This window comes from Streptomyces sp. NPDC051219 (assembly GCF_040682335.1).
In the GTDB taxonomy this organism is placed as follows: Bacteria; Actinomycetota; Actinomycetes; order Streptomycetales; family Streptomycetaceae; genus Streptomyces.
This window is the reverse complement of sequence record NZ_JBFBAS010000005.1, coordinates 248,529-272,923: the sequence shown is the minus strand read 5'-3', so window position 1 is coordinate 272,923 and position 24,395 is coordinate 248,529. Positions and strand designations below refer to the sequence as shown.

General features: G+C 71.9%; 18 protein-coding genes and 2 pseudogenes. 14 read left to right on the top strand and 6 right to left on the bottom strand.

Annotation, left to right across the window (positions count from 1 at the left end):
* Window positions 1–792, bottom strand: a pseudogene (locus tag AB0M62_RS09550) (hypothetical protein); the annotation flags it as partial.
* A gap of 48 nt (window positions 793–840) precedes the next feature.
* Here AB0M62_RS09550 and AB0M62_RS09545 point away from each other — a divergent pair.
* Window positions 841–1,578, top strand: a complete 738-nt coding sequence (locus AB0M62_RS09545; protein ID WP_366073535.1) for a tetratricopeptide repeat protein — start codon at window positions 841–843, stop codon at window positions 1,576–1,578.
* Between the two features lie 75 nt (window positions 1,579–1,653).
* Here the strand turns inward: AB0M62_RS09545 and AB0M62_RS09540 are convergent, their stop codons facing one another.
* The gene (locus AB0M62_RS09540) at window positions 1,654–2,931 is read right to left on the bottom strand and encodes a DUF1015 domain-containing protein (protein WP_366073534.1); all 1,278 of its coding nucleotides are present in this window, start codon (window positions 2,929–2,931) and stop codon (window positions 1,654–1,656) included.
* A 71-nt stretch (window positions 2,932–3,002) separates the two neighbouring features.
* Between AB0M62_RS09540 and AB0M62_RS09535 the strand changes: the two genes are divergently transcribed.
* The 4 genes from AB0M62_RS09535 to AB0M62_RS09520 all read left to right on the top strand — a co-directional run bounded on the left by AB0M62_RS09535 (window position 3,003) and on the right by AB0M62_RS09520 (window position 7,123).
* Complete coding sequence (locus AB0M62_RS09535; RefSeq protein ID WP_366073533.1) at window positions 3,003–4,073, top strand: HAD-IIA family hydrolase; 1,071 nt, start codon at window positions 3,003–3,005, stop codon at window positions 4,071–4,073.
* Between the two features lie 172 nt (window positions 4,074–4,245).
* A complete protein-coding gene (locus tag AB0M62_RS09530; protein WP_366073559.1) occupies window positions 4,246–5,205 on the top strand; it encodes an iron chelate uptake ABC transporter family permease subunit in 960 nt (319 codons plus the stop codon).
* Window positions 5,202–6,272 carry an iron chelate uptake ABC transporter family permease subunit gene (locus AB0M62_RS09525; RefSeq protein WP_366073532.1) on the top strand — a complete coding sequence of 357 codons (1,071 nt, stop codon included), beginning with the start codon at window positions 5,202–5,204 and terminating at the stop codon, window positions 6,270–6,272. The genes AB0M62_RS09530 and AB0M62_RS09525 overlap by 4 nt, the downstream gene beginning before the upstream one ends.
* Window positions 6,269–7,123 (top strand): ABC transporter ATP-binding protein, encoded by an 855-nt coding sequence (locus tag AB0M62_RS09520; RefSeq protein WP_366073531.1) that lies wholly within the window; start codon window positions 6,269–6,271, stop codon window positions 7,121–7,123. The genes AB0M62_RS09525 and AB0M62_RS09520 overlap by 4 nt, the downstream gene beginning before the upstream one ends.
* 49 nt (window positions 7,124–7,172) lie before the next feature.
* Here AB0M62_RS09520 and AB0M62_RS09515 read toward each other — a convergent pair whose 3' ends face one another.
* Window positions 7,173–7,520 carry an SCP2 sterol-binding domain-containing protein gene (locus tag AB0M62_RS09515; protein ID WP_366073530.1) on the bottom strand — a complete coding sequence of 116 codons (348 nt, stop codon included), beginning with the start codon at window positions 7,518–7,520 and terminating at the stop codon, window positions 7,173–7,175.
* 76 nt (window positions 7,521–7,596) lie between these two features.
* Here AB0M62_RS09515 and AB0M62_RS09510 point away from each other — a divergent pair, with 76 nt between their 5' ends.
* The 6 genes and pseudogenes from AB0M62_RS09510 (at window position 7,597) to AB0M62_RS09485 (ending at window position 13,925) form a co-directional block, all read left to right on the top strand.
* A complete protein-coding gene (locus AB0M62_RS09510; RefSeq protein ID WP_366073529.1) occupies window positions 7,597–7,911 on the top strand; it encodes a hypothetical protein in 315 nt (104 codons plus the stop codon).
* Between the two features lie 7 nt (window positions 7,912–7,918).
* Window positions 7,919–8,734 (top strand): TlyA family RNA methyltransferase, encoded by an 816-nt coding sequence (locus tag AB0M62_RS09505; RefSeq protein WP_366073528.1) that lies wholly within the window; start codon window positions 7,919–7,921, stop codon window positions 8,732–8,734.
* A pseudogene (locus AB0M62_RS09500) lies at window positions 8,731–9,636 on the top strand (NAD kinase); the annotation flags it as partial. The gene AB0M62_RS09505 and the pseudogene AB0M62_RS09500, both read left to right, overlap by 4 nt.
* Before the next feature lie 121 nt (window positions 9,637–9,757).
* Complete coding sequence (gene recN / locus AB0M62_RS09495) at window positions 9,758–11,509, top strand: DNA repair protein RecN (protein WP_366073527.1); 1,752 nt, start codon at window positions 9,758–9,760, stop codon at window positions 11,507–11,509.
* Between the two features lie 218 nt (window positions 11,510–11,727).
* Complete coding sequence (locus AB0M62_RS09490; protein WP_366073526.1) at window positions 11,728–12,534, top strand: hypothetical protein; 807 nt, start codon at window positions 11,728–11,730, stop codon at window positions 12,532–12,534.
* A gap of 275 nt (window positions 12,535–12,809) precedes the next feature.
* Window positions 12,810–13,925 (top strand): glycosyltransferase family 4 protein, encoded by a 1,116-nt coding sequence (locus AB0M62_RS09485; protein WP_366073525.1) that lies wholly within the window; start codon window positions 12,810–12,812, stop codon window positions 13,923–13,925.
* A gap of 141 nt (window positions 13,926–14,066) precedes the next feature.
* On the opposite strand, the gene AB0M62_RS09480 is transcribed toward AB0M62_RS09485, so the two are convergent.
* The 3 genes from AB0M62_RS09480 to AB0M62_RS09470 all read right to left on the bottom strand — a co-directional run bounded on the left by AB0M62_RS09480 (window position 14,067) and on the right by AB0M62_RS09470 (window position 19,142).
* The gene (locus AB0M62_RS09480; protein WP_366073524.1) at window positions 14,067–15,704 is read right to left on the bottom strand and encodes a PucR family transcriptional regulator; all 1,638 of its coding nucleotides are present in this window, start codon (window positions 15,702–15,704) and stop codon (window positions 14,067–14,069) included.
* Window positions 15,705–15,836: 132 nt separating this feature from the next.
* A complete protein-coding gene (locus AB0M62_RS09475; protein WP_366073523.1) occupies window positions 15,837–17,219 on the bottom strand; it encodes an FAD-binding oxidoreductase in 1,383 nt (460 codons plus the stop codon).
* 114 nt (window positions 17,220–17,333) lie between these two features.
* Entirely contained in the window at window positions 17,334–19,142 is a 1,809-nt protein-coding gene (locus tag AB0M62_RS09470; protein ID WP_366073558.1) for a glycoside hydrolase family 15 protein, read from the bottom strand.
* Window positions 19,143–19,593: 451 nt separating this feature from the next.
* On the opposite strand from AB0M62_RS09470, the gene AB0M62_RS09465 reads away from it, so the two are divergent.
* From AB0M62_RS09465 to AB0M62_RS09455, 3 genes are all read left to right on the top strand, one after another.
* Window positions 19,594–21,258: a CTP synthase gene (locus AB0M62_RS09465; protein WP_366073522.1), complete on the top strand. Its 1,665-nt coding sequence runs from the start codon at window positions 19,594–19,596 to the stop codon at window positions 21,256–21,258.
* A gap of 96 nt (window positions 21,259–21,354) precedes the next feature.
* Complete coding sequence (locus tag AB0M62_RS09460) at window positions 21,355–21,981, top strand: NUDIX hydrolase (protein ID WP_366073521.1); 627 nt, start codon at window positions 21,355–21,357, stop codon at window positions 21,979–21,981.
* A 400-nt stretch (window positions 21,982–22,381) separates the two neighbouring features.
* Complete coding sequence (locus AB0M62_RS09455; RefSeq protein WP_366073557.1) at window positions 22,382–24,319, top strand: tetratricopeptide repeat protein; 1,938 nt, start codon at window positions 22,382–22,384, stop codon at window positions 24,317–24,319.
* Window positions 24,320–24,395: the final 76 nt, after the last annotated feature.

Sequence of the window (24,395 nt, the reverse complement as noted above, 5' to 3'; positions counted from 1 at the left end):
GGTGGTCGTCCGGCCGGCGGTGGTGGCTACCGGGGCCGGGACGAGCGTCCCAGCGGTCCTGCGCGCCGTGACGACCGCCCCAGCGGTGGCGCCGGTGGTGGGTTCCGCCGTGATGACCGCCGTGATGACCGTGGTGGTCGTCCGGCCGGCGGTGGTGGCTACCGGGGCCGGGACGAGCGTCCCAGCGGTCCTGCGCGCCGTGACGACCGCCCCAGCGGTGGCGCCGGTGGCGGGTTCCGCCGTGACGACCGTGCGCCGCGTCGGGACGACGAACGTGGTGGATACCGCGGGCCGCGTCGCGAAGACGACCGTGGCGGCCGTCCGGGCGGTGGCTTCCCCCGTGACGACCGTGCACCGCGTCGTGAGGACGACCGTGGCGGGTTCCGCCGTGACGACCGTCGTGATGACCGTGGTGGTCGTCCGGCCGGCGGTGGTGGCTACCGGGGCCGGGACGAGCGTCCCAGCGGTCCTGCGCGCCGCGACGACGAGCGTGGCGGTGGCTACCGGGGCCGGGACGAGCGTCCCAGCGGTCCTGCGCGCCGCGACGACGAGCGTGGCGGTGGCTACCGGGGGCGCGAAGACCGTCCCAGTGGTGGTGGCTTCCGTTCGGACGACCGACGCGACGCCCGACGCGACGACCGGGACCGCGGTGGGTACCGCGGGCAGCGTGACGACCGGGACCGCGGCGGTTACCGGGGCCAGCGTGATGACCGCGACCGGGGTGGCTATGGGCGCGGAGACGACCGTGACCGCGACCGTGACCGCGAGCCCATCAGGCGGCTGCCGATTCACGAGGACGTCACCGGTGACGAGATCGACAAGGACGTACGCCAGGAGCTGATGAGCCTGCCGAAGACCCTGGCCGAGGATGTCGCCAAGAATCTCGTCATGGTCGCGCGGCTGATCGACGAGGAGCCCGAGCAGGCGTATGAGTACTCGCGCATCGCGCTGCGGCTCGCCTCGCGTGTGGCTGCCGTACGTGAGGCGGCCGGTTTCGCCGCGTACGCGACCCAGAAGTACACGGAGGCGCTCGCCGAGTTCCGTGCCGCGCGGCGGATGACCGGTTCCGTGGAGCTGTGGCCGGTCATGGCCGACTGCGAGCGGGGTCTCGGCCGTCCCGAGCGGGCCCTGGCGATGGCCGGTGAGCCCGAGGTGCAGAAGCTGGACAAGGCCGGCCAGGTCGAGATGCGACTGGTCACCGCCGGGGCGCGCAGGGACATGGGGCAGCTCGATGCCGCCATCGTGACCCTTCAGAGCCCGGAACTGGCTTCGAACTCGGTGCAGCCGTGGACCGCACGTCTGCGGTACGCCTACGCCGACGCGCTGCTCTCGGCTGGTCGTGAGGACGAGGCGCGTGAGTGGTTCGCCAAGGCGCTCGAGGCCGACAAGGACGGGGCCACGGATGCCTCCGACCGGCTGGCGGAGATGGATGGCGTGGAGTTCGTCGACGCCCTCGGCGACGAGGACGACGAGCCGGTACTCGACGTTGATGTCGACGCCGACCGTGAGCCGGAGGCCGTGGCCGAGGCTGATGCAGCCCCGGTCGTCTCCGACGACGAGAAGAACGACAACGCCTGATCGGGCGTGAGAAAGGGCGGCACCCCCACGGGGTGCCGCCCTTTGCCGTTTCCGGACGCCGGGTCGAGGGACCGGTCAGTCCGTCGTAAGGCTGCGCAGGACCAGGCCGGTGGCCGGCTTCGGGCCGAAGGACGTCGACTTCCGCGGCATCGTGACGCCTTGGCGGGCCAGGTCGCGGACGACTTCCTCGTGTACCGGATGCATCAGGACAGCCGTGCCGCCGCGACGCTCAGCCTGGTCGACCGTGGCCTCGGCGTCGTGGATGTACGCGATGTGCTCCGGAGCGTCCGGGATCTGCCACACCTGTTCCAGCAACGTGGCGTGCAGGACCGTGGCGTCCAGTCGGCGCCAGGCCTCCGGACGGTCCCGTCGGATCGTCGAGTCGAGCAGTGCGGGGTCGGGGTGGGAGACCAGATGGAAGGAGCCGTCTCCGGCGAGGAGGAACGCGTTTCCTTCGCCCGCCGCATCACCCAGTGCCATGAGAGCTGCGGGAAGCGGGCCCTCGACCCTGCGGATACGGAAGGAGCCGGCCAGCGCGGAGAGCGCGTCCGCGACCGGCAGCCGGTGCAGCACGCGGTGGATGGCGCGGACCTGGAGCGGGTAGCGGGCCGTGTCGACCAGCAACACCAGGCCGAAGTCCCAGGGGCTCGACGACGGGTGCTCGGCCTGGAGCCGGAGGTACGTCGCCCAGCGGTGGTGGCCGTCGGCGATCAGGGCCTGGTGCTCCGCCAGATCGTCGGTGATCTCGGCCAGGTCGGCGGAGTCCGTGATCGACCACAACCGGTGGCAGAAGCCGTCCTCGGTTGTGGTGGACAGCAGTGGTGAATCGTGCACGGTGCGCTCGATGACGGCTGCCGCCCCCGTCGGTTCTCCGCCGCTGACGTAGGTCAGCAGGAGCGGTTCGAGGTTGGCCGCGGTGGCGCGCATCAGATCGGCACGGTCCTTGACGACGTGCGGCATGACGTCTTCGTGCGGGAGGACGATGCCCGCGCCGGGGGCGGAGAGTTCGAGCGATCCGATGAGCCCGCGCTGGAGGAGATCGCCCTTGCGCTGTTCGTACACGTACAGAGCGGGCTCGGTGTCGGGAGCGAGGACGCCTTCGGACAGCCAGCGGTGGAGGGTGTCGGCCGCCTTCTCGTTGCGGGCGGAGGGCCCGGCCGCCTGGGGGAGGATCAGCCTGACGATGTTGTGGGGGTCCGCGGACTCCAGGTGGTGGAGGCCGTCGGGCCGTACGACGACGTCGTACGGCGGAGAGGTGACGGCGGCGAGGCTGCCGACCCGCTCGGGGACATAGCGCAGCCCGTGAAAAGGGATCAGGCGCAGTCCGCGGTCCGCGGCCCCAGTTCTGCTCATTGATGCATCGTAAGTGGGGTGCCGCGATGAGCGATGATCGGGGGACACGCACCGAGTGAGGAGTGGACAGGATGACCCCGAGCAGGACCAGGCCCGAGGGCAGCGAGCGAACGCTGAACGAGGCGTACGACACGGCCCTGCTCGATCTGGACGGGGTGGTGTACGCGGGTGGTGAGGCGATCGACCATGCCGTGGAGTCGCTCGGCACCGCCCGGGCGGGCGGAATGCACCTGGCGTACGTGACCAACAACGCGCTGCGGACACCGGAGGCCGTTGCGGAGCACTTGACCGAACTCGGGGTGGCTGCGGAGTCCGCTGACGTGATCACTTCGGCGCAGGCGGTCGCCCGGCTGATCTGCGACCAGGTTCCGGCGGGGGCTCGGGTGCTGGTGATCGGCGGGGAGGGGCTGCGGGCCGCGCTGCGTGAGCGGGGGCTGGAGCCGGTCGAGTCGGCGGAGGACGATCCGGCGGCGGTGGTGCAGGGGTACGGCGGGCCGGAGCTGGCCTGGGGGCGGTTCGCCGAGGCGTGCTACGCGATCGCGCGCGGGGTGCCGTGGTTCGCGTCCAACACCGACCTGACGATTCCGAGTGCGCGCGGGATCGCGCCGGGCAACGGCGCGGCGGTCGAGGTGGTACGGATCGCCACCGGTGCGGAGCCGCAGGTCGCGGGCAAGCCGCTGCCGCCGATGCACCGGGAGACGATTCTGCGTACGGGCGCGGAGCGGCCGCTGGTGGTCGGCGACCGGCTGGACACGGACATCGAGGGCGCGTTCAACGGCGGCGTGGACTCGCTGCTCGTACTGACCGGGGTGACGGACGCGGCACAGTTGCTGGCGGCCGAGCCCCGGCACCGGCCGACCTATGTCGACGCGGACCTGCGCGGGCTGCTCACCGGGCAGCCCCAAGTGACCGAGGCGGCGGGCGGATTCACGTGTGGCGGGTGGACCGCGCGGGCGTCGGGCGACGCGCTGGTTCTGGACAGCGACGGCAACGAGAAGGACGAGCGCGCAAACCACGAGCAGACCAAGGACGGTGACGCTCTGAACGGGCTGCGGGCGCTGTGCGCGGCCGCCTGGACGCAGGCCGGGGACGGCTCGTGCACGCTTGACGCGGGAAAGGCGCTGTCCCGGCTCGGGCTGTGAGCCGTTGGGCGGCGCAAGGGAGTTGAGGGACACTCGGAGACCGCCTCGCCGTGGCAGCGTTCGGAGGGTAGGCTAACCTAACCTCGTGTTGGTCGACAGTCCTCCCGAACAGAGCGCGGAGCCAGTCCTCGCGCCCCGCAAACGCAATGCGGCGCGCGCCGCAGGGCTACTTGTGTCCCTCGGCGCGCTGCTGCTCGTCGCGCTGGCGAGCGTCGCCATCGGCGCCAAGCAGATCCCGATGGACCAGGTCTGGCACGGCCTGTTCCACAACACGGGCACCGCCACCGACGTTGTCGTCGAGAAGGTGCGCATCCCGCGCACCCTGCTCGGGCTGCTCGTCGGTTCGGCACTCGGGCTCGCCGGCGCAGTGATGCAGGCGCTCACCCGCAACCCGCTGGCCGAGCCGGGCATCCTGGGCGTGAACGCGGGGGCCGCGGCCGCCGTCGTCTCCGGCATCAGCTTCCTCGGGGCCTCCTCGATGACCGCGTACGTGTGGTTCGCCTTGGCCGGGGCCGCGGCCGTGTCGGTGCTCGTCTATCTGCTGGGGGGCAGCCGCAGTGCCACGCCGGTACGACTCGCGCTGGCGGGCACGGCGGCCACCGCGGCTCTGTACGGCTACACCAACGCCGTCCAGCTGATGGACTCCGCGGCACTCGACAAGCTCCGCTTCTGGACAGTCGGTTCCCTGGCGTCGGCCAATATGGCCACCGTCGGCCAGGTACTGCCGTTCCTCGCCGTGGGCCTCGTGCTCGCCCTGGGCATCGGCCGTCCGCTCAACGCCATGGCCATGGGTGACGACACCGCCAGGGCGCTGGGCGCCCATCTGACGCGTACGCGTGTCGTCGCGATGGCCGCCGTCACCCTGCTGTGCGGGGCCGCGACCGCCGCCTGCGGGCCGATCGTCTTCATCGGACTGATGATCCCGCACCTCGTCCGGGCCATCACCGGGCCGGACATGCGCTGGATCCTGCCGTACGCGGCGGTGCTGTCCCCCGTCCTGCTGCTCGGCGCGGACATCGTCGGCCGGGTGATCGCGCGGCCCTCGGAGCTCCAGGTCGGGATCGTCACCGCACTCATCGGCGGGCCCGTCTTCATCCATCTCGTACGCCGCCGGAGGATGGCCCAGCTGTGAGTGCTCGTTCCCGGGGCAGAACCCCCGTACAGCCCAGTCCCCCCGCCATACGTACGCCGGGCGGTCTCTCCTTCCGGGTGGACCCCAGAGCGTTCGTCGTCGCGCTGCTGCTCGCCGCGGCGGCGCTCGTCGTCGGCGTCGTACTCATCGGTAGCGGGGACTACCCGATGTCGCCCGGTGAGGTGGTACGCACGCTGACCGGGGGCGGCACCCCCGCACAGGAGTTCATCGTCGGGGACCTCCGGCTGCCGCGCGTCCTCGTCGGGCTGCTCGTCGGGGCCGCGCTGGGGATCGCGGGCGCGGTCTTCCAGTCCGTCTCCCGCAATCCGCTGGGCAGTCCGGACGTGATCGGCTTCGGTTACGGATCGTCGGTGGGCGCGCTCGTCGTCATCGTCCTCTTCAAGGGCGGAGCGGCGGAGGTCGCCGCCGGCGCGGTCGGCGGCGGTCTGCTGACGGGTGTCGCGGTCTACCTCCTCGCGTGGAAGCGGGGTATCCAGGGCTACCGCCTGGTGCTGGTCGGCATCGGTGCGTCCGCCATGCTCACCGCCGTGGTCCACTACCTGCTGACCAAGGCGCAACTGGTCGACGCCACCCGGGCCACGGTCTGGATGACCGGCTCCCTCAACGGGCGTGACTGGGCCCAGGTCTGGCCGCTGCTCGCCGTGTGCGGGGTCCTCGTGCCGGTGGTACTGGGTTACGGACGCGCCCTGCGGATGCTGGAGATGGGGGACGACGCGGCGTACGCCCTCGGCGTCCGCGTCGAGCGCACCCGGCTGGTTCTCATGTCCTGTGCCGTACTGCTCACCGCCGCGGCGACCGCCGCGGCGGGCCCCATCGCCTTCGTGGCTCTCACCGCGCCCCAGCTCGCCCGGCGGCTCACCCGCTCGGCGGGCCCCAACCTCGCTGCCTCCGCCCTGATGGGCGCCGCGCTGCTGCTGGTCGCCGACTGGGCCTCGCAGCAGGCGTTCGGTTCGGACCAGCTGCCAGTCGGCGTCGTGACCGGACTCGTCGGTGGTGTCTATCTGCTGTGGCTGCTGGTCACCGAGCGCAAGGCAGGACGCATATGAAGACTTACAGGAGAACCGCAGTGCAGCGCCTTACAGCGGAAAACGTCACCCTCGGGTACGACCAGCGGGTCATCGCGGAGAGGCTCTCCGTCGAAATCCCGGACAACTCCTTCACGGTGATCGTCGGCCCGAACGCCTGTGGCAAGTCGACGCTGCTGCGCGCACTGTCCCGGATGCTCAAGCCCTCGCAGGGCCGGGTGCTGTTGGACGGCCAGGCCATCGGCTCGATGCCCGCCAAGAAGGTGGCCAGGACACTGGGGCTGCTGCCGCAGTCGTCCATCGCGCCCGACGGGATCACGGTCGCAGACCTGGTCGCGCGCGGCCGCTATCCGCACCAGGGCCTGCTGCGCCAGTGGTCGCCGGAGGACGAGCGGATCGTCGGGGATTCGATGGCCGCCACGGGCGTCGGTGAACTGGCCGACCGCTTCGTGGACGAACTGTCCGGTGGCCAGCGGCAGCGTGTCTGGATCGCGATGGCCCTTGCCCAGCAGACCCCGCTGCTGCTGCTCGACGAGCCGACGACCTTTCTCGACATCCAGCACCAGATCGACGTCCTCGACCTCTGTGCCGACCTGCACGAGACGCAGGGGCGCACGCTCGTCGCCGTACTGCACGACCTCAACCACGCCGCCCGCTACGCCTCGCACCTGATCGCCATGCGAGACGGTCAGGTCGTCGCCGAGGGCCCGCCCGGCGAGGTCGTCACGGCCGAGCTGGTTGAGAGGGTCTTCGGGCTGCGCTGCCAGGTCATCGACGATCCCGAGACCGGGACGCCGCTGGTGGTGCCGGCCGCGCGCAAGGCACGTGCACCCGAAGCGGTCAGGGTCTGTCCGGCCGGTCAGGCCGGATGAGCGAGCGGTGCAGGCGCACGCGGGCCCGGCATGACCGGGCGGACATGCCCTAGAGCAGAGTCCGCAGCTTCAGCAGGTCGCGGAAGCCGGCCTCGAGCCTCACCCGGCCCGAGGCCCATGCCCTCGCGAAGTTCAGGTCGCCGCCGACCATGGCCACCAGGTCGTCACCCGTCATCACGAGCCGGATCTGCGCCTTCTCCCGAGGCGGGCCCGGCAGCGTGTCGACCACGTGGATCCGGCCCTCGGCGAGCCGGCCCGTGAAGGTGGTGTCGAGATCGGTGATGTGGCAGCTCAACGAGCGGTCGAGGGCAGCCGCGCTGCGCACGTCGCCGTCGGCCTTCGCCAGGTTGTCCGAGAGTGTGTCGAGTGCGCCGCGGCACTCTTCGATCGTCGCCATCGTGATCGACGTTACCTCAGCCCGCGGACAGGCCATCGTTCGCCGACGTGGGTCGTGTTCGGGGTAGCGTCGGGGCATGAGCGACTCATGGCCGGGCCCCGAGGCCGAGCCCGCGGCCGCGCAGGCGGAGGACGAGGCGATCACGAAAGCGCCGTCCTACGAGCCCGCCGCGCCCGCGCCCCTCGGCGTACCCCGCACTCCCACCGGCGACGCCGACGTGGACGCGCAGCTCCTGCGTCTGGCGGACGCCGACCACCTCGCGGCGGACGGGCACATCGAGGTGTACGAGGATGTCCACCGGGGGCTGCGTGACGCGCTGACCGCGCTCGACGCCCGCCCGGGTCCGCCGGCGCCCCCTCCCGGCCCTTCCGAGTACGACAACAGGAGCTGAACCGAAAGTGGCAGGAGTGGCACGTCGCCGCCTCGACGCCGAGCTGGTCCGCCGTAAGCTCGCCCGCTCGCGCGAGCACGCGAGCCAGCTGATCGCCGCGGGACGGGTGACCGTCGGCGGCACCACCGCGACCAAGGCCGCCACCCAGGTGGAGACCAGTGCGGCCGTCGTCGTCCGTACCGACGAGAGCGACCCGGACTACGTTTCGCGCGGCGGCCACAAGCTCGCGGGCGCGCTGGCCGCGTTCGTGCCGCTCGGGCTGAAGGTCGAGGGGCGGCGGGCGCTGGATGCGGGGGCGTCGACCGGCGGCTTCACAGATGTACTGCTGCGCGCCGGGGCGCGCCAGGTCGTGGCCGTCGATGTCGGCTACGGACAACTTGCCTGGTCTCTGCAGAGCGATGAACGCGTCACCGTCAAGGACCGTACCAACGTCCGGGAACTGACTCTCGACGTGATTGACGGTGAGGCGGTGGACGTGGTGGTGGGTGACCTGTCGTTCATCCCGCTGGGGGTGGTACTGCCGGCCCTGGCGAGGTGCGCGGCACCGGACGCCGACCTCGTGCTGATGGTGAAACCGCAGTTCGAGGTGGGCAAGGACCGGCTGGGCAGTGGCGGGGTGGTGCGCAGCCCCGAGCTCCGCGCCGAGGCCGTGCGCACAGTGGCGCGCCAGGCGGGAGAACTGGGCCTCGGGGTGCAGGGTGTCACCGCAAGTCCGCTGCCGGGTCCTTCCGGCAATGTCGAGTACTTTCTGTGGCTCAGGGCCGGGGCGCCCGAGTTGGATCCAGCCGATGTTGACCGTGCAGTGGCGGAGGGGCCGCGTTGACGACGACAACAGCATCACGAACTGTCTTTCTCCTTGCGCATACCGGCCGTCCGGCCGCCATTCGCAGTGCCGAACTCGTCGTCCAGGGGCTGCTGCGCAGCGGCCTGGGAGTACGGGTGCTCGCTGCGGAGGCGGCCGATCTGCCGCTGCCGCCATCCGTCGAACTGGTGAGCGAAGCCTCGCCGAGAGCGCTGGAGGGCTGCGAGCTGCTGATCGTCCTGGGCGGTGACGGGACGCTGCTGCGCGGCGCGGAGTTCGCCCGCGCTTCCGGCGTGCCGATGCTGGGCGTCAACCTGGGGCGCGTCGGGTTCCTCGCCGAGGCCGAGCGGGACGACCTCGACAAGGTGGTCGACCGGGTGGTCACCAAGGCCTACGAGGTGGAAGAGCGGATGACGATCGACGTCGTCGTCCGCAACAACGGCGATGTCGTGCACAGCGACTGGGCGCTCAACGAGGCCGCCGTGCAGAAGGTCTCGCCCGAGCGCATGCTCGAGGTCGTCCTGGAGATCGACGGCCGTCCCGTGTCGGGATTCGGCTGCGACGGCATCGTCTGCGCCACCCCGACGGGCTCCACCGCGTACGCCTTCTCGGCCGGCGGCCCGGTGGTCTGGCCCGAGGTGGAGGCGCTTCTGATGGTGCCGATCAGCGCCCACGCCCTGTTCGCCAAGCCGCTGGTGACCTCGCCGGCCTCGGTGCTCGCTGTGGAGGTGCAGCCGGGTACGCCACATGGCGTGCTGTGGTGCGACGGACGCCGGACGCTCGAACTCCCCTCGGGGGCACGGGTGGAGGTACGGCGAGGTGCGGTGCCGGTACGGCTGGCGCGGCTGCACCACGCGTCCTTCACCGACCGGCTGGTGGCCAAGTTCGCACTGCCGGTGTCGGGCTGGCGTGGAGCGCCGCACCAGGGTCTCTCGCTCGGATCAGGTCAGACCCCGCGAGCCCGACAAGATCCAAACGAGAGACCCTGGGGCCCAGGAGGGTGAAGGGGGCGGGGCCCGTCGCACACCGGGCCGCGGACCTCGTATGGTCGTGTCCGTGTTGGAGGAGATGCGGATACGGTCGCTCGGGGTCATCGACGATGCGGTCGTCGAGCTGTCACCCGGGTTCACCGCGGTGACCGGCGAGACCGGTGCGGGCAAGACCATGGTTGTGACCAGCCTCGGGCTGCTGCTCGGCGGCCGGGCCGACCCGGCCCTGGTGCGGATCGGGGCCAAGGCCGCGGTCGTGGAGGGGCGGATCACCGTGCCCGCGGACGCGCCCGCCGCCGTACGTGCCGAGGAGGCCGGGGCCGAACTCGACGACGGGGCGTTGCTGATCAGCCGCACCATCTCCGCCGAGGGGCGCTCGCGTGCTCACCTCGGCGGGCGGTCCGTGCCGGTGGGGCTGCTCGGTGAGCTCGCCGACGACCTCGTCGCCGTACACGGGCAGACGGACCAGCAGGGGCTGCTGCGGCCCGCCCGGCAGCGGCAGGCGCTGGACCGTTACGCGGGTGACGCGGTGGCGGTCCCGCACGCCAAGTACGCGGCCGCGTACCGGCGGCTGCGGGCGGTGGCCACGGAGCTGGAGGAGCTGACCACCCGGGCCCGCGAGCGGGCTCAGGAGGCCGATCTGCTGCGCTTCGGACTCGACGAGGTCGCGGGTGTCGAGCCCCGGCAGGGCGAGGACGTGGAGCTCGCGGCGGAGGCGGAGCGGCTCGGCCACGCCGAGGCGCTGGCCTCGGCGGCTGCCGTCGCCCATGCGGCGCTCGCCGGCAACCCCGAGGACCCGGAGGACGTGGACGCGAGCACGCTCGTCGCGGGTGCGCACCGGGCCGTGGAGGCCGTACGTTCCCACGATCCCGCGCTCGCCGCGCTCGCCGACAGGATGGGCGAGATCGGCATCCTGCTCGGTGACGTCGCGGGCGAACTGGCTGGTTACGCGGACAACCTGGACGCCGATCCGCTGCGCCTCGCGGCCGTGGAGGAGCGGCGGGCGGCCCTGACCCATCTGACCCGCAAGTACGGGCAGGACATCGACGCCGTACTGGCGTGGGCGGAACAGGGCGCCGCGCGGCTGACCGAGCTGGAGGGCGACGACGACCGGATCGGCGAGCTGACCGAGGAGCGGGATGCGCTGCGCGGGGAACTCTCCGGTCTGGCACAGGCGTTGACGGACGCCCGGACGGAGGCTGCCGCGCGTTTCGCGGATGCCGTCACCGCCGAACTGGCTTCGCTCGCCATGCCGCACGCGCGGGTCACCATCGACATCCGGCAGCAAGACGATCCGGACGGCATCGAGGTCGGCGGGCGGCCGGTCGCCTGTGGCGCGTCCGGTGCGGACGAGGTCGAGCTGCTGCTCGCCCCGCACCCGGGCGCCCAGCCCCGGCCCATCGCCAAGGGCGCGTCGGGCGGTGAACTGTCCCGGGTGATGCTCGCTGTCGAGGTGGTCTTCGCGGGATCGGATCCGGTGCCCACGTACCTCTTCGACGAGGTGGACGCCGGAGTGGGCGGCAAGGCGGCCGTCGAAGTCGGGCGGCGGCTGGCGAAGCTGGCCAAGTCCGCGCAGGTCGTGGTGGTCACGCACCTGCCGCAGGTCGCCGCGTTCGCGGACCGGCAGCTGCTGGTCGAGAAGACGAACGACGGCTCGGTGACGCGCAGCGGTGTGACGGTCCTCGAAGGCGAGGACCGGGTGCGCGAGCTCTCACGGATGCTGGCCGGCCAGGAGGATTCCGAGACGGCGCGTGCCCACGCGGAGGAACTTCTCGCCGCGGCGCGTGCGGACGCGGTGGCTTCCTGACGGGCACGGTTGAAGGTCACGCTCTGAAGGTCAGGCCTGCAGGTCGGTCCCGAACGTCACGGCTGACGGTGACGGCTGACGATGACGCGGGCCCCGGGAGACGCGAGAGCAGGGCGCAGGCGGTGTCGCGTGCGGCTCCCCGACGTCCCGCCCCGAGCTCGCCGCTCGCGCTCAGGCCGCCGCCGCGCTGCCGCGGCGCGCCCCATAGGGTGGTCGGCATGGCACCTGGGCACCGCACCTCCGTCGGCACAATTGCCGTGCTCGGCACGGCCGTTGGGGTCACCCGCGCCGGATTCGTGGCTTTGCGCCGCAGACCTCCGGGCCGGCCGGCGCTGTGGGAGCGGAAGAACTTCGCAGGGCGTGTCGTCGATCTGTTCGCCGGGCCCGCGACCGCCGTGGGAACCGCGCTCGGCGTGGCCCTCGCGCCTGGGGTGCCCGGACGGGAGAGAGGTGCGGCAATGCTGGCCGTGCTGGTCGCCGGAGCCTGTGGCACGTACGACGACCTGGCTGGCGCCGGGGATCCGCGACGCGGCTTCCATGCGCATTTGTCCGCCCTGCGGGAGGGACAAGTGACCACCGGTGCGGTGAAGCTCTTCGGGATCGGCGGCGCCGGGCTCGCCGCGGGCGCTCTGTTGAGACAACGGCCGGTCGACAGACTGCTGGCGGGCGTGGTGATCGCGGGCACCGCTCATCTGGTCAACCTGGTCGACGTACGTCCGGGAGGAGCAGCCGCGGCCGTACTCGCGATCGGCGCGCCGGGCCTGCTGAAGGGCGGCTCGGCGGGGACGTTCGCCGCGGCGCCCATCGGTGCCGCGGCCGCGGTGGCGGCCGACGACCTCGGCGAGCGCACGATGATCGGCGACGCCGGTGCGCACGCGCTCGGGGCGGCCCTCGGTGTCGCCGTCGTCGCGGGCAACGGCCGGGCCGGGCTCGCGGCGCACGCGCTGGGGCTGGTCGCGGCGGCGGTGTACGGGGACAAGGTCAGCCGTGCGGTGGCGAATTGGGGGACTTCCTCACCCGTGTGAGTGATACCGGGCCTGCCGTGACAGCCCCCGGCGGGGGGATCCACCCCTTGGCGGTGCCGGAACGCGCGTACGGGCTGGCATCCTTGGCGGCAGCAGCTCGCCGCACTTCTGCCGCCCGCTCGTCATCCCCCGAGTGATCCTCCGAGTCATCGCCCGTCTGCCGCCCCGCCGTCGCCTGTCACCGTCCCGCCCGCGCCCGTCCCCTCTCGCTGGACCTCGTAGTACCTCGTCCCGTCCGAGTACCGTCCGACGCCCGACTCAGGAGCTCCGGCCACGTGAGCAGCACCCCGGTCCCGCCGTACGGCAAGGCGCCGTTGCGCACTGTCCAAGTGCTGAGCGGCGCCAGCGCGGGCAGCAGCGCGCACGTCAGGTCGCTGGCCGCGGGGCTGGCGGCGAGGGGCGTGCGGGTGACCGTCTGCGCCCCCGCCGACGCCGACCGTGCCTACGACTTCATCGGGGCGGGCGCCCACTTCGCCCCGGTGCCGCGGCGCGGGGATGCTGCCGCGGTGGCCGCTCTGCGTACGGTGTGCGGCGCGGCGGACGTGGTGCACGCGCACGGACTCCACGCGGCGATGAGGGCCGCCCTCGCGCTCAGGGGCAGGCCGGTTCCCCTGGTGGTCACCTGGCACACGCGGGCGCATACCGAGGGCGCGCGGGGGCACGTGACGCGTCTGATGGAGCGGAGGGTGGCCAGGGCGGCGACTGTCGTGCTCGCCACGTCCTCAGACCTGGTCGACCGGGCGCGCCGCCGGGGGGCGCGCGACGCGCGGCTCGCGCCGGTCACCGTGCCGGGCCCCCGGCGGGCTTTCGGAGGCGCGGCGGACAGCAAGGCCCGGGTGGAACTGGGGGCGGTCGGACGCCCGTTGCTGATGGCCGTCGGCAGTCTCGTGCCGCACCGGGGGTACTCCATGCTCCTGGACGCGGCTCGCCGGTGGCGGAGCCTGGACCCCGTACCGCTGCTCGTCATCGCGGGGGAGGGGCCGCAGCGGGGTGAGCTGCGACGCCGCATCGAGGCTGAATCGCTGCCCGCCCGGCTCGTCGGCCGCCGCGACGACGCCGCCGAACTGCTGGCCGCCGCCGACCTCGCGCTGCTGCCCAGCCGCTGGGAGGCCCGCTCCCTGCTGGCGCAGGAGGCGCTGCGGGCCGGCGTGCCGCTGGTCGCCACAGCGGTGGGCGGGGTTCCGGAACTGGTGGGCGACGCTGCCGTACTCGTCCCGTACGGGGACGCCGAGGCTTTCGCCGACGCGGTCGAGCGGCTGCTGTCCGACCCGGCCCGCCGGAGTGAACTTGCCACGGCGGGACAACTGCAGGCGGCGACCTGGCCGACTGAGGACGACACGGTCGCGCAGGTGCTGGCGGTCTACGACGAACTGGCGGAGCCGGGCCGTTAGCGGTCGGGCCGCCCAGTGGCACTGGGCCGGCGAGGCGCCGGCTTCCTCTGTGGGACGCACTTCCCTGGGCGGGCCGAGACACGCACTCCCGCGCCTCGGCCGCCCGTCGCCCGTACGCACTCGGGCGACGGGCGGGGACGGTCAGGGCGTGTGGCGGCGGGCTCTGAGGGCCAGGCTCAGGGCCAGTACGGTCTGGGGGTCGTCCAGGTCCGTGCCCAGCAGTTCCGAGATCCGGGCGAGCCGGTTGTACAGCGTCTGACGGTTCAGGTGCAGCTCGCGGGCCGTCTCCGCCTTGCGGCCCGCATGCGCCAGATACGTCTCCAGAGTGGGCAGCAGTGGCGGCTTCGATGTCCGGTCGTGGGCCCGCAGCGGCCCGATCGCGCGGTCCACGAACGCCGCGAGGTCGGGGTGCTCCCGCAGCCGCCACAGCAGCAGGTCGATGTCCAGCCGCCGGGCGTCGTACCACGGCCGGTCCATCAGGCCCTGCGCGGCCGTAGCCGTCTCCGCGGCGTGCCGCAGTCCCGCGCTCGCCGCCGCCCAGCCACCCGCGACACCGACCACCACGACGGGCGGATGTCCGCCCGCCCGCTCCAGGCCGGCCCGTTCGACACCGGCTCGCAGCGCCGCCGCCACCCGGTCCGCCACCGCCGTACGTTCGGACTCGGAGCGCAGGCCGAGCAGCAGGGGCACCCGTCCCTCGACCGGGCGCACGCCCAGCAGCACCGGCACCCCGACCGAGGAGAGCTCCTCGAGCACCGCACGTGCGAGCACCGCCCAGTTGCCGGTCGGCGACAGCTCGGCCGCGAGCCGCATCACTACCGGCAGCAGCGGTCCCTCGCCCGGTTTGAAGCCGAGCACCCGGGCCTGGGCGGGGGCGTCCTCCGCGGCGATACGGCCCTCGGCCAGATCGGTCAGGAAGTCGCCGCGCCCGCGCGCCGCGAGCTCCTCCTCCTGGCGCGCCTGCATCAGGACGACGGCGAGGATGCCGGCGGCACGCTCCGCCGCGATCCGGTGCACCGGCAGCAGCGGCGAGGACACGGCCAGCAGGACTATCCGGGCGCGCACCGCCCCGGTCCCGTGGCCACCCCCCGGCACATCCACCAGAACGGCGTTCGCCGGCGGGCCGTCCTCGCGCGCCTCGCGCTGGCCGCGCAGTCCCTCCCACATCTGCAGCGGATCGGCCAAAGCCGGTTCCGGACCGGCGGCGTTGGCAGCTGCGTACAGCAGCTGTCCGTCCGGGGTCTCCAGGAAGACCGGGTCGCCGGTGAAGTCGGCCAGGATGCCCAGCACCTGGGGGATTCCACCGCCGCCCAGGACTGCCTCGGTACACCGAAGGTGGACCTCCTCGGCCTGCTGGAGCAGGGCGTAGTGCCCGTTGACGATCTCGGTGTGGATCTCTTCCGTCACTGTCACGAAGGGCACCTCGCGGTGCAGTTGCACCAACGGCAGCCCTGCCGCCCGCGCGGTCTCCACGATCGTCGCCGGCAGTCGGCCGAAGCGCGGTCCCAGCTCCACGACGAGGGCCGCGATCCCGCGGTCGGCGAGCCTGCGTACGAAGGCGCGCTGCTCGGCCGGCCGGGTGCCGAGCCCCAGCCCCGTGGTGAGCAGCAGCTCGCCGCCCTTCAGCAGTGAGGCGATGTTCGGAACCTCGCCCGCGTGTACCCAGCGCACCGTCCGGTTCAGGCGGTCCGAGGCGGCCACGACCTCCGGCAGTCCGCTGCGGAGTCCGGGCAGTTCGAGCGCCCGCTGCACGGTGATTCCGCCGCCCTGTGTGTCCAAGGAATTCGCCTCGTGATGTGTCGCGCCGGTGGGTGGGCCGACCTTCTCCGCCGGGGTTCCGGATGGGTGTCCCCCGGGGCAGGCACAGCCATGGCTGGGGACGCTACCTGGGCGAATGTTCCGTGAACAACCTCATTGCGGCCTGATGTTGTGGTTGCGACTGAACACGTTGTCGGGGTCGTACTGCGTCTTCACCGCGGCGAGACGCTCGAAGTTCTCGGCGCCGAACCCGGCCACCACCCGCTGCTCGCCCTCGTTCCCGATGAAGTTGAGGTACACGGTCCCGTTGGACCAGGGCTGCATGTCGGACCGTACGTCGCGCACCCACTGACGGCCGCGCTCGTCGTCGGCGGGGTTCTCCCACAGACCGAAGGGGTGCACGATCCACGGTGCCGTCCGCCACGGCACCGGGTACCCGGCCGAGTCGTCGGCCACCGCGCCGCCCTGTGGGAACAGCACGTGCTGGGACGCCGAGGGCACGATCATGGTCCGGGCACGGTCGCAGAAGACGTCTGCCGCCTCGTCCGGGAAGGAGTCGAGATACTCGGCGGACCAGTAGTTCCGCAGGCCCGGCGGATCGTCCAGCATGCACTGCAGTTCCGCGTACGGCATCTCCGCGATCATCGCCGCCTCGGGCCCGAGGTCCAGCAGCGGTGCGGCCGCCTTCCGCGCCTGCTGCTCCGTACCCACGTAGGTCACCAGCGCGGCACCGAGAAGGTTGCCGACCAGGTGCTCCGGCACGAACTCCTCCGGTGGCCCCGTCAGGAAGATGAAGCCGCCGCCTGCCTCGGGCGGAGCGGACTCCACGAAATCGCGGTACGTACGCAGTACGCCGGGACCCGCCTCTGCCTGCCACAGCAGCAGGAGGACCGTCACTCCGGCGACCGGATGCAGCCGCAGCGTGAGCGAGGTGGCCACGCCGAAGTTTCCGCCCCCGCCGTGCAGTGCCCAGAACAGCTCCGGATTCTCGTCCTCGGAGGCGTGCACCCGCTCGCCCTCGGCGGTCACCAGGTCGACGGCGGTCAGGTTGTCGCAGGCCAGCCCGAGCTTGCGGTCCAGCCAGCCGGTTCCGCCGCCCAGGGTGAAGCCGCCGACTCCGGTGGTGGACACCCGGCCGCCGGTGGTGGCCAGACCGAACGGCTCGGTGGCCCGGTCCAGATGACTCATGGTGGCTCCGCCCCCCACCCGGACCGTACGGCCGACGGGATCGACACTCACCGCGTGCATCCGGCGCAGATCCACCACGAGGCCGTCGTCGACCAGTGCCATGCCGGCGACGCTGTGACCACCACCGCGTACGGAGACCGGCAACTCGTGGTCGCGGCCGAACCGGACGGCAGCGGCCACGTCCTCGTCCGTCTCGCACTGGACGATGATGGCGGGATGCCGGTCGATCATGGCGTTGAAGACGGCGCGGGCCTCGTCGTACCCGATTTCACCGGACGTCAGCACTTCGCCGGACAGATCCTCCCGGAGCCGGTCGAGAAACGGGTCGGCGATGCCTTGGGGAGCCATGATGCCCCCTTCCGAGGGGCGCGACAGGACCTACTCATCGTAATTCGCACAGTCCTGCCGCGCCTGTGCCCGAGCCGTCCGCCGGGCCTTGTGCCCGAGCGCCGGCCCGAGCCCTCAGCCGCCGTACGCGCCGCTGGCCGTCAGCCGCAGCGCCGTGTCGATCAGCGGGACATGGCTGAAGGCCTGCGGGAAGTTCCCGACCTGGCGTTGCAGGCGCGGGTCCCACTCCTCGGCGAGCAGGCCCAGGTCGTTGCGGAGCGCCAGCAGCCTCTCGAACAGCAGGCGTGCCTCGTCGACCCGCCCGATCATCGCGAGGTCGTCGGCAAGCCAGAACGAGCAGGCGAGGAAGGCCCCTTCGTCCCCCTCCAGACCGTCCACGCCCGCCTTGTCGCCGGCCGTCGGGTAGCGCAGGACGAACCCGTCCGACGTGGACAGTTCGCGCTGGATGGCCTCGATGGTGCCGATGACCCTCTTGTCGTCCGGCGGCAGAAAGCCCATCTGGGGGATGAGCAGCAGCGAGGCGTCCAGCTCCTTCGACCCGTAGGACTGGGTGAAGGTGTTGCGCTCCTTGTCGTAGCCCTTTTCGCAGACGTCGCGGTGGATGTCGTCGCGCAGTTCGCGCCACCGTTCCAGCGGCCCGTCCGCGTCACCGGACTCGATCAGCTTGATCGTGCGGTCGACCGCGACCCAGGCCATCACCTTGGAGTGCACGAAGTGGCGGCGGGGGCCGCGCACCTCCCAGATGCCCTCGTCGGGCTGGTCCCAGTGCTTCTCGAGATAGCGGATCAGTTTGAGCTGGAGAAGCGACGCGTAGTCGTTGCGCGTCAGGCCCGTCATATGGGCCAGGTGCAGTGCCTCGGTGACCTCGCCGTACACGTCGAGCTGCAGCTGGTTCGCCGCGCCGTTGCCGACCCGGACCGGCGCCGAGTTCTCGTAGCCGGGCAGCCAGTCGAGCTCGGCCTCGCCGAGCTCCCGTTCGCCCGCGATCCCGTACATGATCTGCAGGTTCTCCGGGTCGCCGGCCACCGCACGCAGCAGCCACTCGCGCCAGGCGCGGGCCTCCTCGCGGTAACCGGTGCGCAGCAGCGACGACAGCGTGATCGCGGCGTCGCGCAGCCAGGTGTAGCGGTAGTCCCAGTTCCGTACGCCGCCGATCTCCTCCGGCAGCGAGGTCGTGGGAGCCGCGACGATCCCGCCGGTGGGCGCGTACGTGAGCGCCTTCAGTGTGATCAGCGACCGGACCACCGCCTCGCGGTACGGGCCGTGGTACGTGCAGTGCTCGACCCATTCCCGCCAGAAGTCCGAGGTCGCCTCCAGCGCGCCCTCGGGATCCGGCAGCGGGGGCGGCTCCTTGTGGGAGGCCTGCCAGCTGATCGTGAAGGCGAGCCGCTGGCCCGGGGCGATGGTGAAGTCCGAGTACGTGGTGAGGTCCTTGCCGTACGTCTTCGTCGGGCTGTCCAGCCACACCGAGTCGGGACCGGCGACCGCGACCGTACGCCCGTCCACCCTGTGCACCCACGGCACCACGCGTCCGTAGCTGAAACGCATGCGCAGCGCCGAGCGCATCGGCACCCGGCCGCTGACTCCCTCGACGATGCGGATCAGCTGGGGTGCGCCGTCACGCGGTGGCATGAAATCGGTCACCCGGACCGTGCCGCGGGGGGTGTCCCACTCCGATTCGAGGATGAGCGAGTCCCCGCGGTAGCGGCGGCGGTCGGCGCGCGGCGGCTCCGTGCCCGGCGCGACCGCCGGGCCGATGCGCCAGAAGCCGTGTTCCTCCGTGCCAAGCAGTCCCGCGAAGACGGCATGGGAGTCGAAGCGGGGCAGGCACAGCCAGTCGGCCGTGCCGTCCCGGCAGACCAGGGCAGCGGTCTGCATATCTCCGATGAGTGCGTAATCCTCGATGCGCCCGGCCACGTGCATCTCCAGTCGAACGGCCACGTCGCCCCTCGGGGCGCTTACTGCGGCGCCCCGGAAGGCGCTCTCTGCGGTCAAGGGTCGTTGACGAGCTCTTGTTCCGGGCGGGCGGGGGTGGTGCCTTATGCCGGCCTGCTCGGCAGCGAGTGTCCGAGCAGGATACGACGCAGCATGATGATCCGCGTGACGCTCTTGGCAACGCGACTGCTCCGAACGAGTGAGCCAAGGGTGATGGGATGCCGGACGACTGCCCAGCGTGAGCGCCGGGACGCGGGCTGTGGCGGCGCATGGCCGGAAGCGGCCTGCCCCTCGCGCTGATACCCTGGTACCCCGTGGACCGGTGGCCACCTGTGACGTTTCAGGGGCCCCGAAACCGCAGCGACGGCACCTCCCGGAACTCACGGGCCGGCAGCCGGTACGCACCTCACCTCGCGACCACGGGAGCCCCCTCTTGGCGATGCCGCCCAAATCCATGACGACCAAGCACATCTTCGTCACCGGGGGTGTCGCGTCCTCCCTCGGCAAGGGCCTCACGGCCTCCAGCCTGGGTGCGCTGCTCAAGGCGCGGGGCCTGCGGGTCACCATGCAGAAGCTCGACCCGTACCTGAACGTCGACCCGGGGACGATGAACCCGTTCCAGCACGGTGAGGTGTTCGTCACCAACGACGGCGCCGAGACCGACCTGGACATCGGCCACTACGAGCGCTTCCTCGACGTCGACCTCGACGGCTCGGCCAACGTCACCACGGGGCAGGTGTACTCCACGGTCATCGCCAAGGAGCGCCGGGGCGAGTACCTGGGCGACACCGTGCAGGTCATCCCGCACATCACCAACGAGATCAAGCACCGCATCCGCCGCATGGCGACCGAGGATGTCGACGTCGTCATCACCGAGGTCGGCGGCACGGTCGGCGACATCGAGTCGCTGCCGTTCCTGGAGACCGTCCGCCAGGTCCGTCACGAGGTCGGCCGGGACAACGTCTTCGTCGTGCACATCTCGCTGCTGCCCTACATCGGCCCGTCCGGCGAGCTGAAGACCAAGCCCACGCAGCACTCCGTCGCCGCGCTGCGCAACATCGGTATCCAGCCGGACGCGATCGTGCTGCGTGCCGACCGCGACGTCCCGACGTCCATCAAGCGGAAGATCTCGCTGATGTGCGACGTCGACGAGGCCGCCGTCGTCGCCGCGATCGACGCCAAGTCGATCTACGACATCCCGAAGGTGCTGCACACCGAGGGCCTGGACGCGTACGTCGTGCGCAAGCTCGACCTCCCGTTCCGCGATGTCGACTGGACCACGTGGGACGACCTGCTGGACCGCGTCCACAATCCCGACCACGAGGTCACCATCGCGCTCGTGGGCAAGTACATCGACCTGCCCGACGCCTACCTCTCGGTGACCGAGGCGCTGCGCGCCGGCGGCTTCGCGAACAAGGCGCGGGTCAAGGTCAAGTGGGTCGCCTCCGACGACTGCAAGACTCCGGCGGGCGCGGCGAAGCAGCTCGGCGACTGCGACGGCATCCTCATCCCCGGCGGGTTCGGCGACCGCGGGGTGAACGGCAAGGTCGGCGCGATCACGTACGCCCGTGAGAACAAGGTGCCGCTGCTGGGTCTGTGCCTCGGCCTCCAGTGCATCGTCATCGAGGCCGCGCGGAACCTGGCGGACATCCCCGACGCCAATTCGACCGAGTTCGACGCGGCGACCGCCCACCCAGTCATCTCCACGATGGAGGAGCAGCTTGCCTTCGTCGAGGGCGCCGGTGACCTCGGCGGCACCATGCGGCTCGGCCTGTACCCGGCGAAGCTCGCCGAGGGCTCGATCGTGCGCGAGGCGTACGCGGACCAGCCCTATGTGGAGGAGAGGCACCGCCACCGTTACGAGGTCAACAACTCGTACCGCGCGGAGCTCGAGAAGAAGACCGGGATCGTGTTCTCCGGCACGTCCCCGGACAACAAACTCGTCGAGTACGTCGAGTACCCGCGGGAGGTCCATCCCTACCTGGTGGCCACGCAGGCCCACCCGGAGCTGCGTTCCCGCCCCACCCGCCCGCACCCGCTCTTCGCGGGCCTGGTCAAGGCATCGGTCGACCGGCAGCAGAGCGTGGGCCGGAAGGACAAGTAGTTCCAGGCGATACGGTTGACCGGGGTACGGGTCTTTGAGACCTGTCCCCCGGTTTTCTGTGTGTGGAAGGACGTTCATGACCATCGAGGACACCGCATGATCATCAAGGACACGCCCGAGGAGTGGCGGGTCATCGCGACGGCGACCCCTTTCAAGGGCAACAAGACCAGCGTCCGCACGGACGACGTGGTCATGCCCGACGGTTCGGTCGCCCGCCGTGACTACCAGGTCCATCCGGGTTCCGTGGCCGTCCTCGCCCTCGACGAGGAGGGCCGGGTCGTCGTGGTCAACCAGTACCGGCACCCCGTGCGCCACAAGCTGTGGGAGATCCCGGCCGGGCTGCTCGACGTCCCGGGGGAGAACCCGTTGCACGCGGCGCAGCGCGAGTTGTACGAGGAGGCGCACGTCAAGGCCGAGGACTGGCGGGTGCTGGCCGACGTCTACACGACGCCCGGCGGCTGCGACGAAGCGGTACGGATCTTCCTGGCCCGCGATCTGTCGGAGGCCGAGGGCGCGCGCTTCGAGGTCGCCGAGGAGGAGGCCGACATGCAGCTGGCCCGAGTGCCGCTGCAGGACCTGGTCAGGGGAGTGCTCGCCGGCGACCTGCACAACAACTGCCTGGCGGTGGGAGTCCTGGCGCTCGGCGCGGCGCTGGCGGGCGACGGCGTGGACGCGTTGCGCCCGGCGCAGGCGCCTTGGCCTGCCCGGCCGTTCGAGGCATGACGGGTCGTGCGGCAGATGGAGCAGTTGATCTGACGATCGGTTGATCCGATCGGGCGATGTGCCCGCCCTGCTCTGCCGGGTTCGTCGCTCAGCGTGAACTACGCTCGGAATCCCCCGACCGGAGTCCCCGGGCGGGCTCGTGCGCAGGTGGACGGGAGTGTGGCCCGTGGCGGATCAGGCGGTGGACACCAACGGCCCGGAGGCGGTGTCCGAAGCGACGGACACCGAGCACGGGCCGGACGGGTCCGCGGTCGGTGCGGCGCCCTCGAACGCCCGTCCGGCCCCCACCGCCGGACGCCCCGAACAGCACTCCGGTACGGGCTCGGCCGCACGGGGCGGCGGACCCGGCTCTGGAGGCGGTGGTGGGGAGCACGGCTGGTTCTTCGGGCGGGGGCGGGAGCTGCAGGCTCTCAGGGCCGACATCGAGCGGGCAGGGCTCGACACCATCTCCGGGCGCAAGGCACCGCGGGCCCGAGTGCTCCTGATCGCGGGCCGTCCCGGGTCGGGGCGGACCGCGCTCGCGGAGGAACTCGCCGGACAGCTCGAGAAGGACTACGCGGACGGTGTGCTGTACGCCCGGCTGACCGACTCCGGCGGGCAACCCGTCCCCACCGACCGCACCGCCCGTGAACTGCTCGGCGCCCTGGACCTCCCCACGCCGCCCGGCGCCGGCGAGGACGAGTTGGCCGAATCGCTGCGCGAGGCGCTCGCCGCACGCCGTGTGCTGCTGCTCCTCGACGACGCCGCGGATGCCGAGCAGGTGGACATGCTGCTGCCCGACAACCCCGACTGCCTGGTCGTCGCCACCGCGCGGGGTCCGCTGACGGGCATCCCCGATGTCCGGCCGTGCACGCTCGGCGGCCTGGACACGCCTTCGGCCGTGGAGCTGCTGAGCCGTTTCACCGGTTCGGTCCGGATCAAGGTCGACCCGCGCGCCGCCGAGGCGCTCGCCGAGGAGTGCGCCGGGCAGCCCGCGGCGCTCGTGCTGGTCGGCGGCCGGCTGGCCGCCCGCCCCGAGGTTTCTGTCGCGGACGTGGTCAGACAGCTGCGCGCCATGCCGGGCGAGCACGGGCCGGTCGGCCGTGCCTTCCGGCTCTCGTACGAAAGCCTCGCTCAGCCCGCCGCGCGGATACTGCGACTCCTGGCGCTGGCGCCCGCCGGTCTCGTCGACGCGCACACCGCGTCCGCCCTCGCGGGCTGCTCGATCTCTGCCGCCGATTCCACCCTGGACGACTTCGCCGTGCTCGGCCTGCTGCGGCCCGCCGGGTCTGTCCCGCCGCAGTACGCGGTCCCGGGCTGCCTCGTGCCGATGATCCGGGCCGCGATGGAGGCGCAGGAGCGCTTGGCGGAGGTGCAGCTGGCCCGGGCCCGGATGCTGGAGCGGAACGTACGCCTGCTGCAGTCGTGCCGCGCGATCACCGAGCCCGACGGATCCGCCGCCCGCCGGAAACTGGCCGGACTGCCCCGAGGTCTGCGCTTCCCGAACCGGCAGGCGGCCGCCGACTGGCTGCGGACGCGCCGGCCCGCGCTGCTGGCCGCCGCGGAGGCTGCGGTCGCCGACGGCGAGCTGGACACCCTGGCGCGGCGGCTGGTGTCCGCCCTGGTGCGGGCGCTGGCCGCGCACCGCGGAACCGAGGCCGCGGCCCCCGAGCTGTACGGGCTGCACCGGCTGGTCCTCGATGTGGCCGACCGGCGCGGACTGCACCGCGAGAAGGCCGCGGCGCTGCTGAATCTGGCCGATCTGGACGCGCAGACCGGGCGTACGCGGGAGGCGCTGGCCCGCTACCGCGCCGCGCTGGACGCGGGACGTGCGGCGAATGACCCGTACGCGACCGGCCGGGCGATGGAATCCGTAGGCGGCGCGTACCAGGAGCTGGAGGACTGGCAGCGGGCCGCCGACTGGTACGGCAGGGCGCTCACGCAGCGGCTGGCCCGCGGCGAGCGGGCCGACGAGGCCCGGTTGTACGGACGGCTCGGCACCGTGCACACCTACGCGGGCCGCTACGGCGAGGCGCTGCGGAACTGGCGCGCGTCCGCGGCCGGGCATCGCAGGCTCGGCGATCTCGCGGGCCATGCGCGGGCGTTGAGTGAGATGGCGCGGGTGCAGGAGTACGCCGGCCGGCCCACGGAATCGCTGCACACCTGCCGGGAGGCGGTGGATCTCGCGCGTCGGGCCGGTGACGTGCGACTTCAGGCGGCACTCCAGCTGCGGCTGGCCGACACCCTCGACCGGCTGGGTGACCCGGCGGCGGGCCGGCTGCACCGCGCTACAGCCGAAAGACTGTTGGAAGATGACCCTGTTACCTGCGAAATCCGTAGTGGTTTCCTTGAGGATTGATGCTTTGTAAGGCTAGACAGCGAGAAGTCCTTCATTAGACTGGCTCTGCCGCATGTTCCTGCGGTGTATCCCGATG

Coding starts and splice junctions, on each gene's coding strand:
- AB0M62_RS09545 (WP_366073535.1), top strand. CDS start 841: ATGAGCCTGCCGAAGACCCTGGCCGAGGATGTCGCCAAGAATCTCGTC.
- AB0M62_RS09540 (WP_366073534.1), bottom strand. CDS start 2,931: ATGAGCAGAACTGGGGCCGCGGACCGCGGACTGCGCCTGATCCCTTTT.
- AB0M62_RS09535 (WP_366073533.1), top strand. CDS start 3,003: ATGACCCCGAGCAGGACCAGGCCCGAGGGCAGCGAGCGAACGCTGAAC.
- AB0M62_RS09520 (WP_366073531.1), top strand. CDS start 6,269: ATGAAGACTTACAGGAGAACCGCAGTGCAGCGCCTTACAGCGGAAAAC.
- AB0M62_RS09515 (WP_366073530.1), bottom strand. CDS start 7,520: ATGGCGACGATCGAAGAGTGCCGCGGCGCACTCGACACACTCTCGGAC.
- AB0M62_RS09510 (WP_366073529.1), top strand. CDS start 7,597: ATGAGCGACTCATGGCCGGGCCCCGAGGCCGAGCCCGCGGCCGCGCAG.
- recN (WP_366073527.1), top strand. CDS start 9,758: ATGGTCGTGTCCGTGTTGGAGGAGATGCGGATACGGTCGCTCGGGGTC.
- AB0M62_RS09490 (WP_366073526.1), top strand. CDS start 11,728: ATGGCACCTGGGCACCGCACCTCCGTCGGCACAATTGCCGTGCTCGGC.
- AB0M62_RS09475 (WP_366073523.1), bottom strand. CDS start 17,219: ATGGCTCCCCAAGGCATCGCCGACCCGTTTCTCGACCGGCTCCGGGAG.
- AB0M62_RS09470 (WP_366073558.1), bottom strand. CDS start 19,142: ATGCACGTGGCCGGGCGCATCGAGGATTACGCACTCATCGGAGATATG.
- AB0M62_RS09465 (WP_366073522.1), top strand. CDS start 19,594: ATGCCGCCCAAATCCATGACGACCAAGCACATCTTCGTCACCGGGGGT.
- AB0M62_RS09460 (WP_366073521.1), top strand. CDS start 21,355: ATGATCATCAAGGACACGCCCGAGGAGTGGCGGGTCATCGCGACGGCG.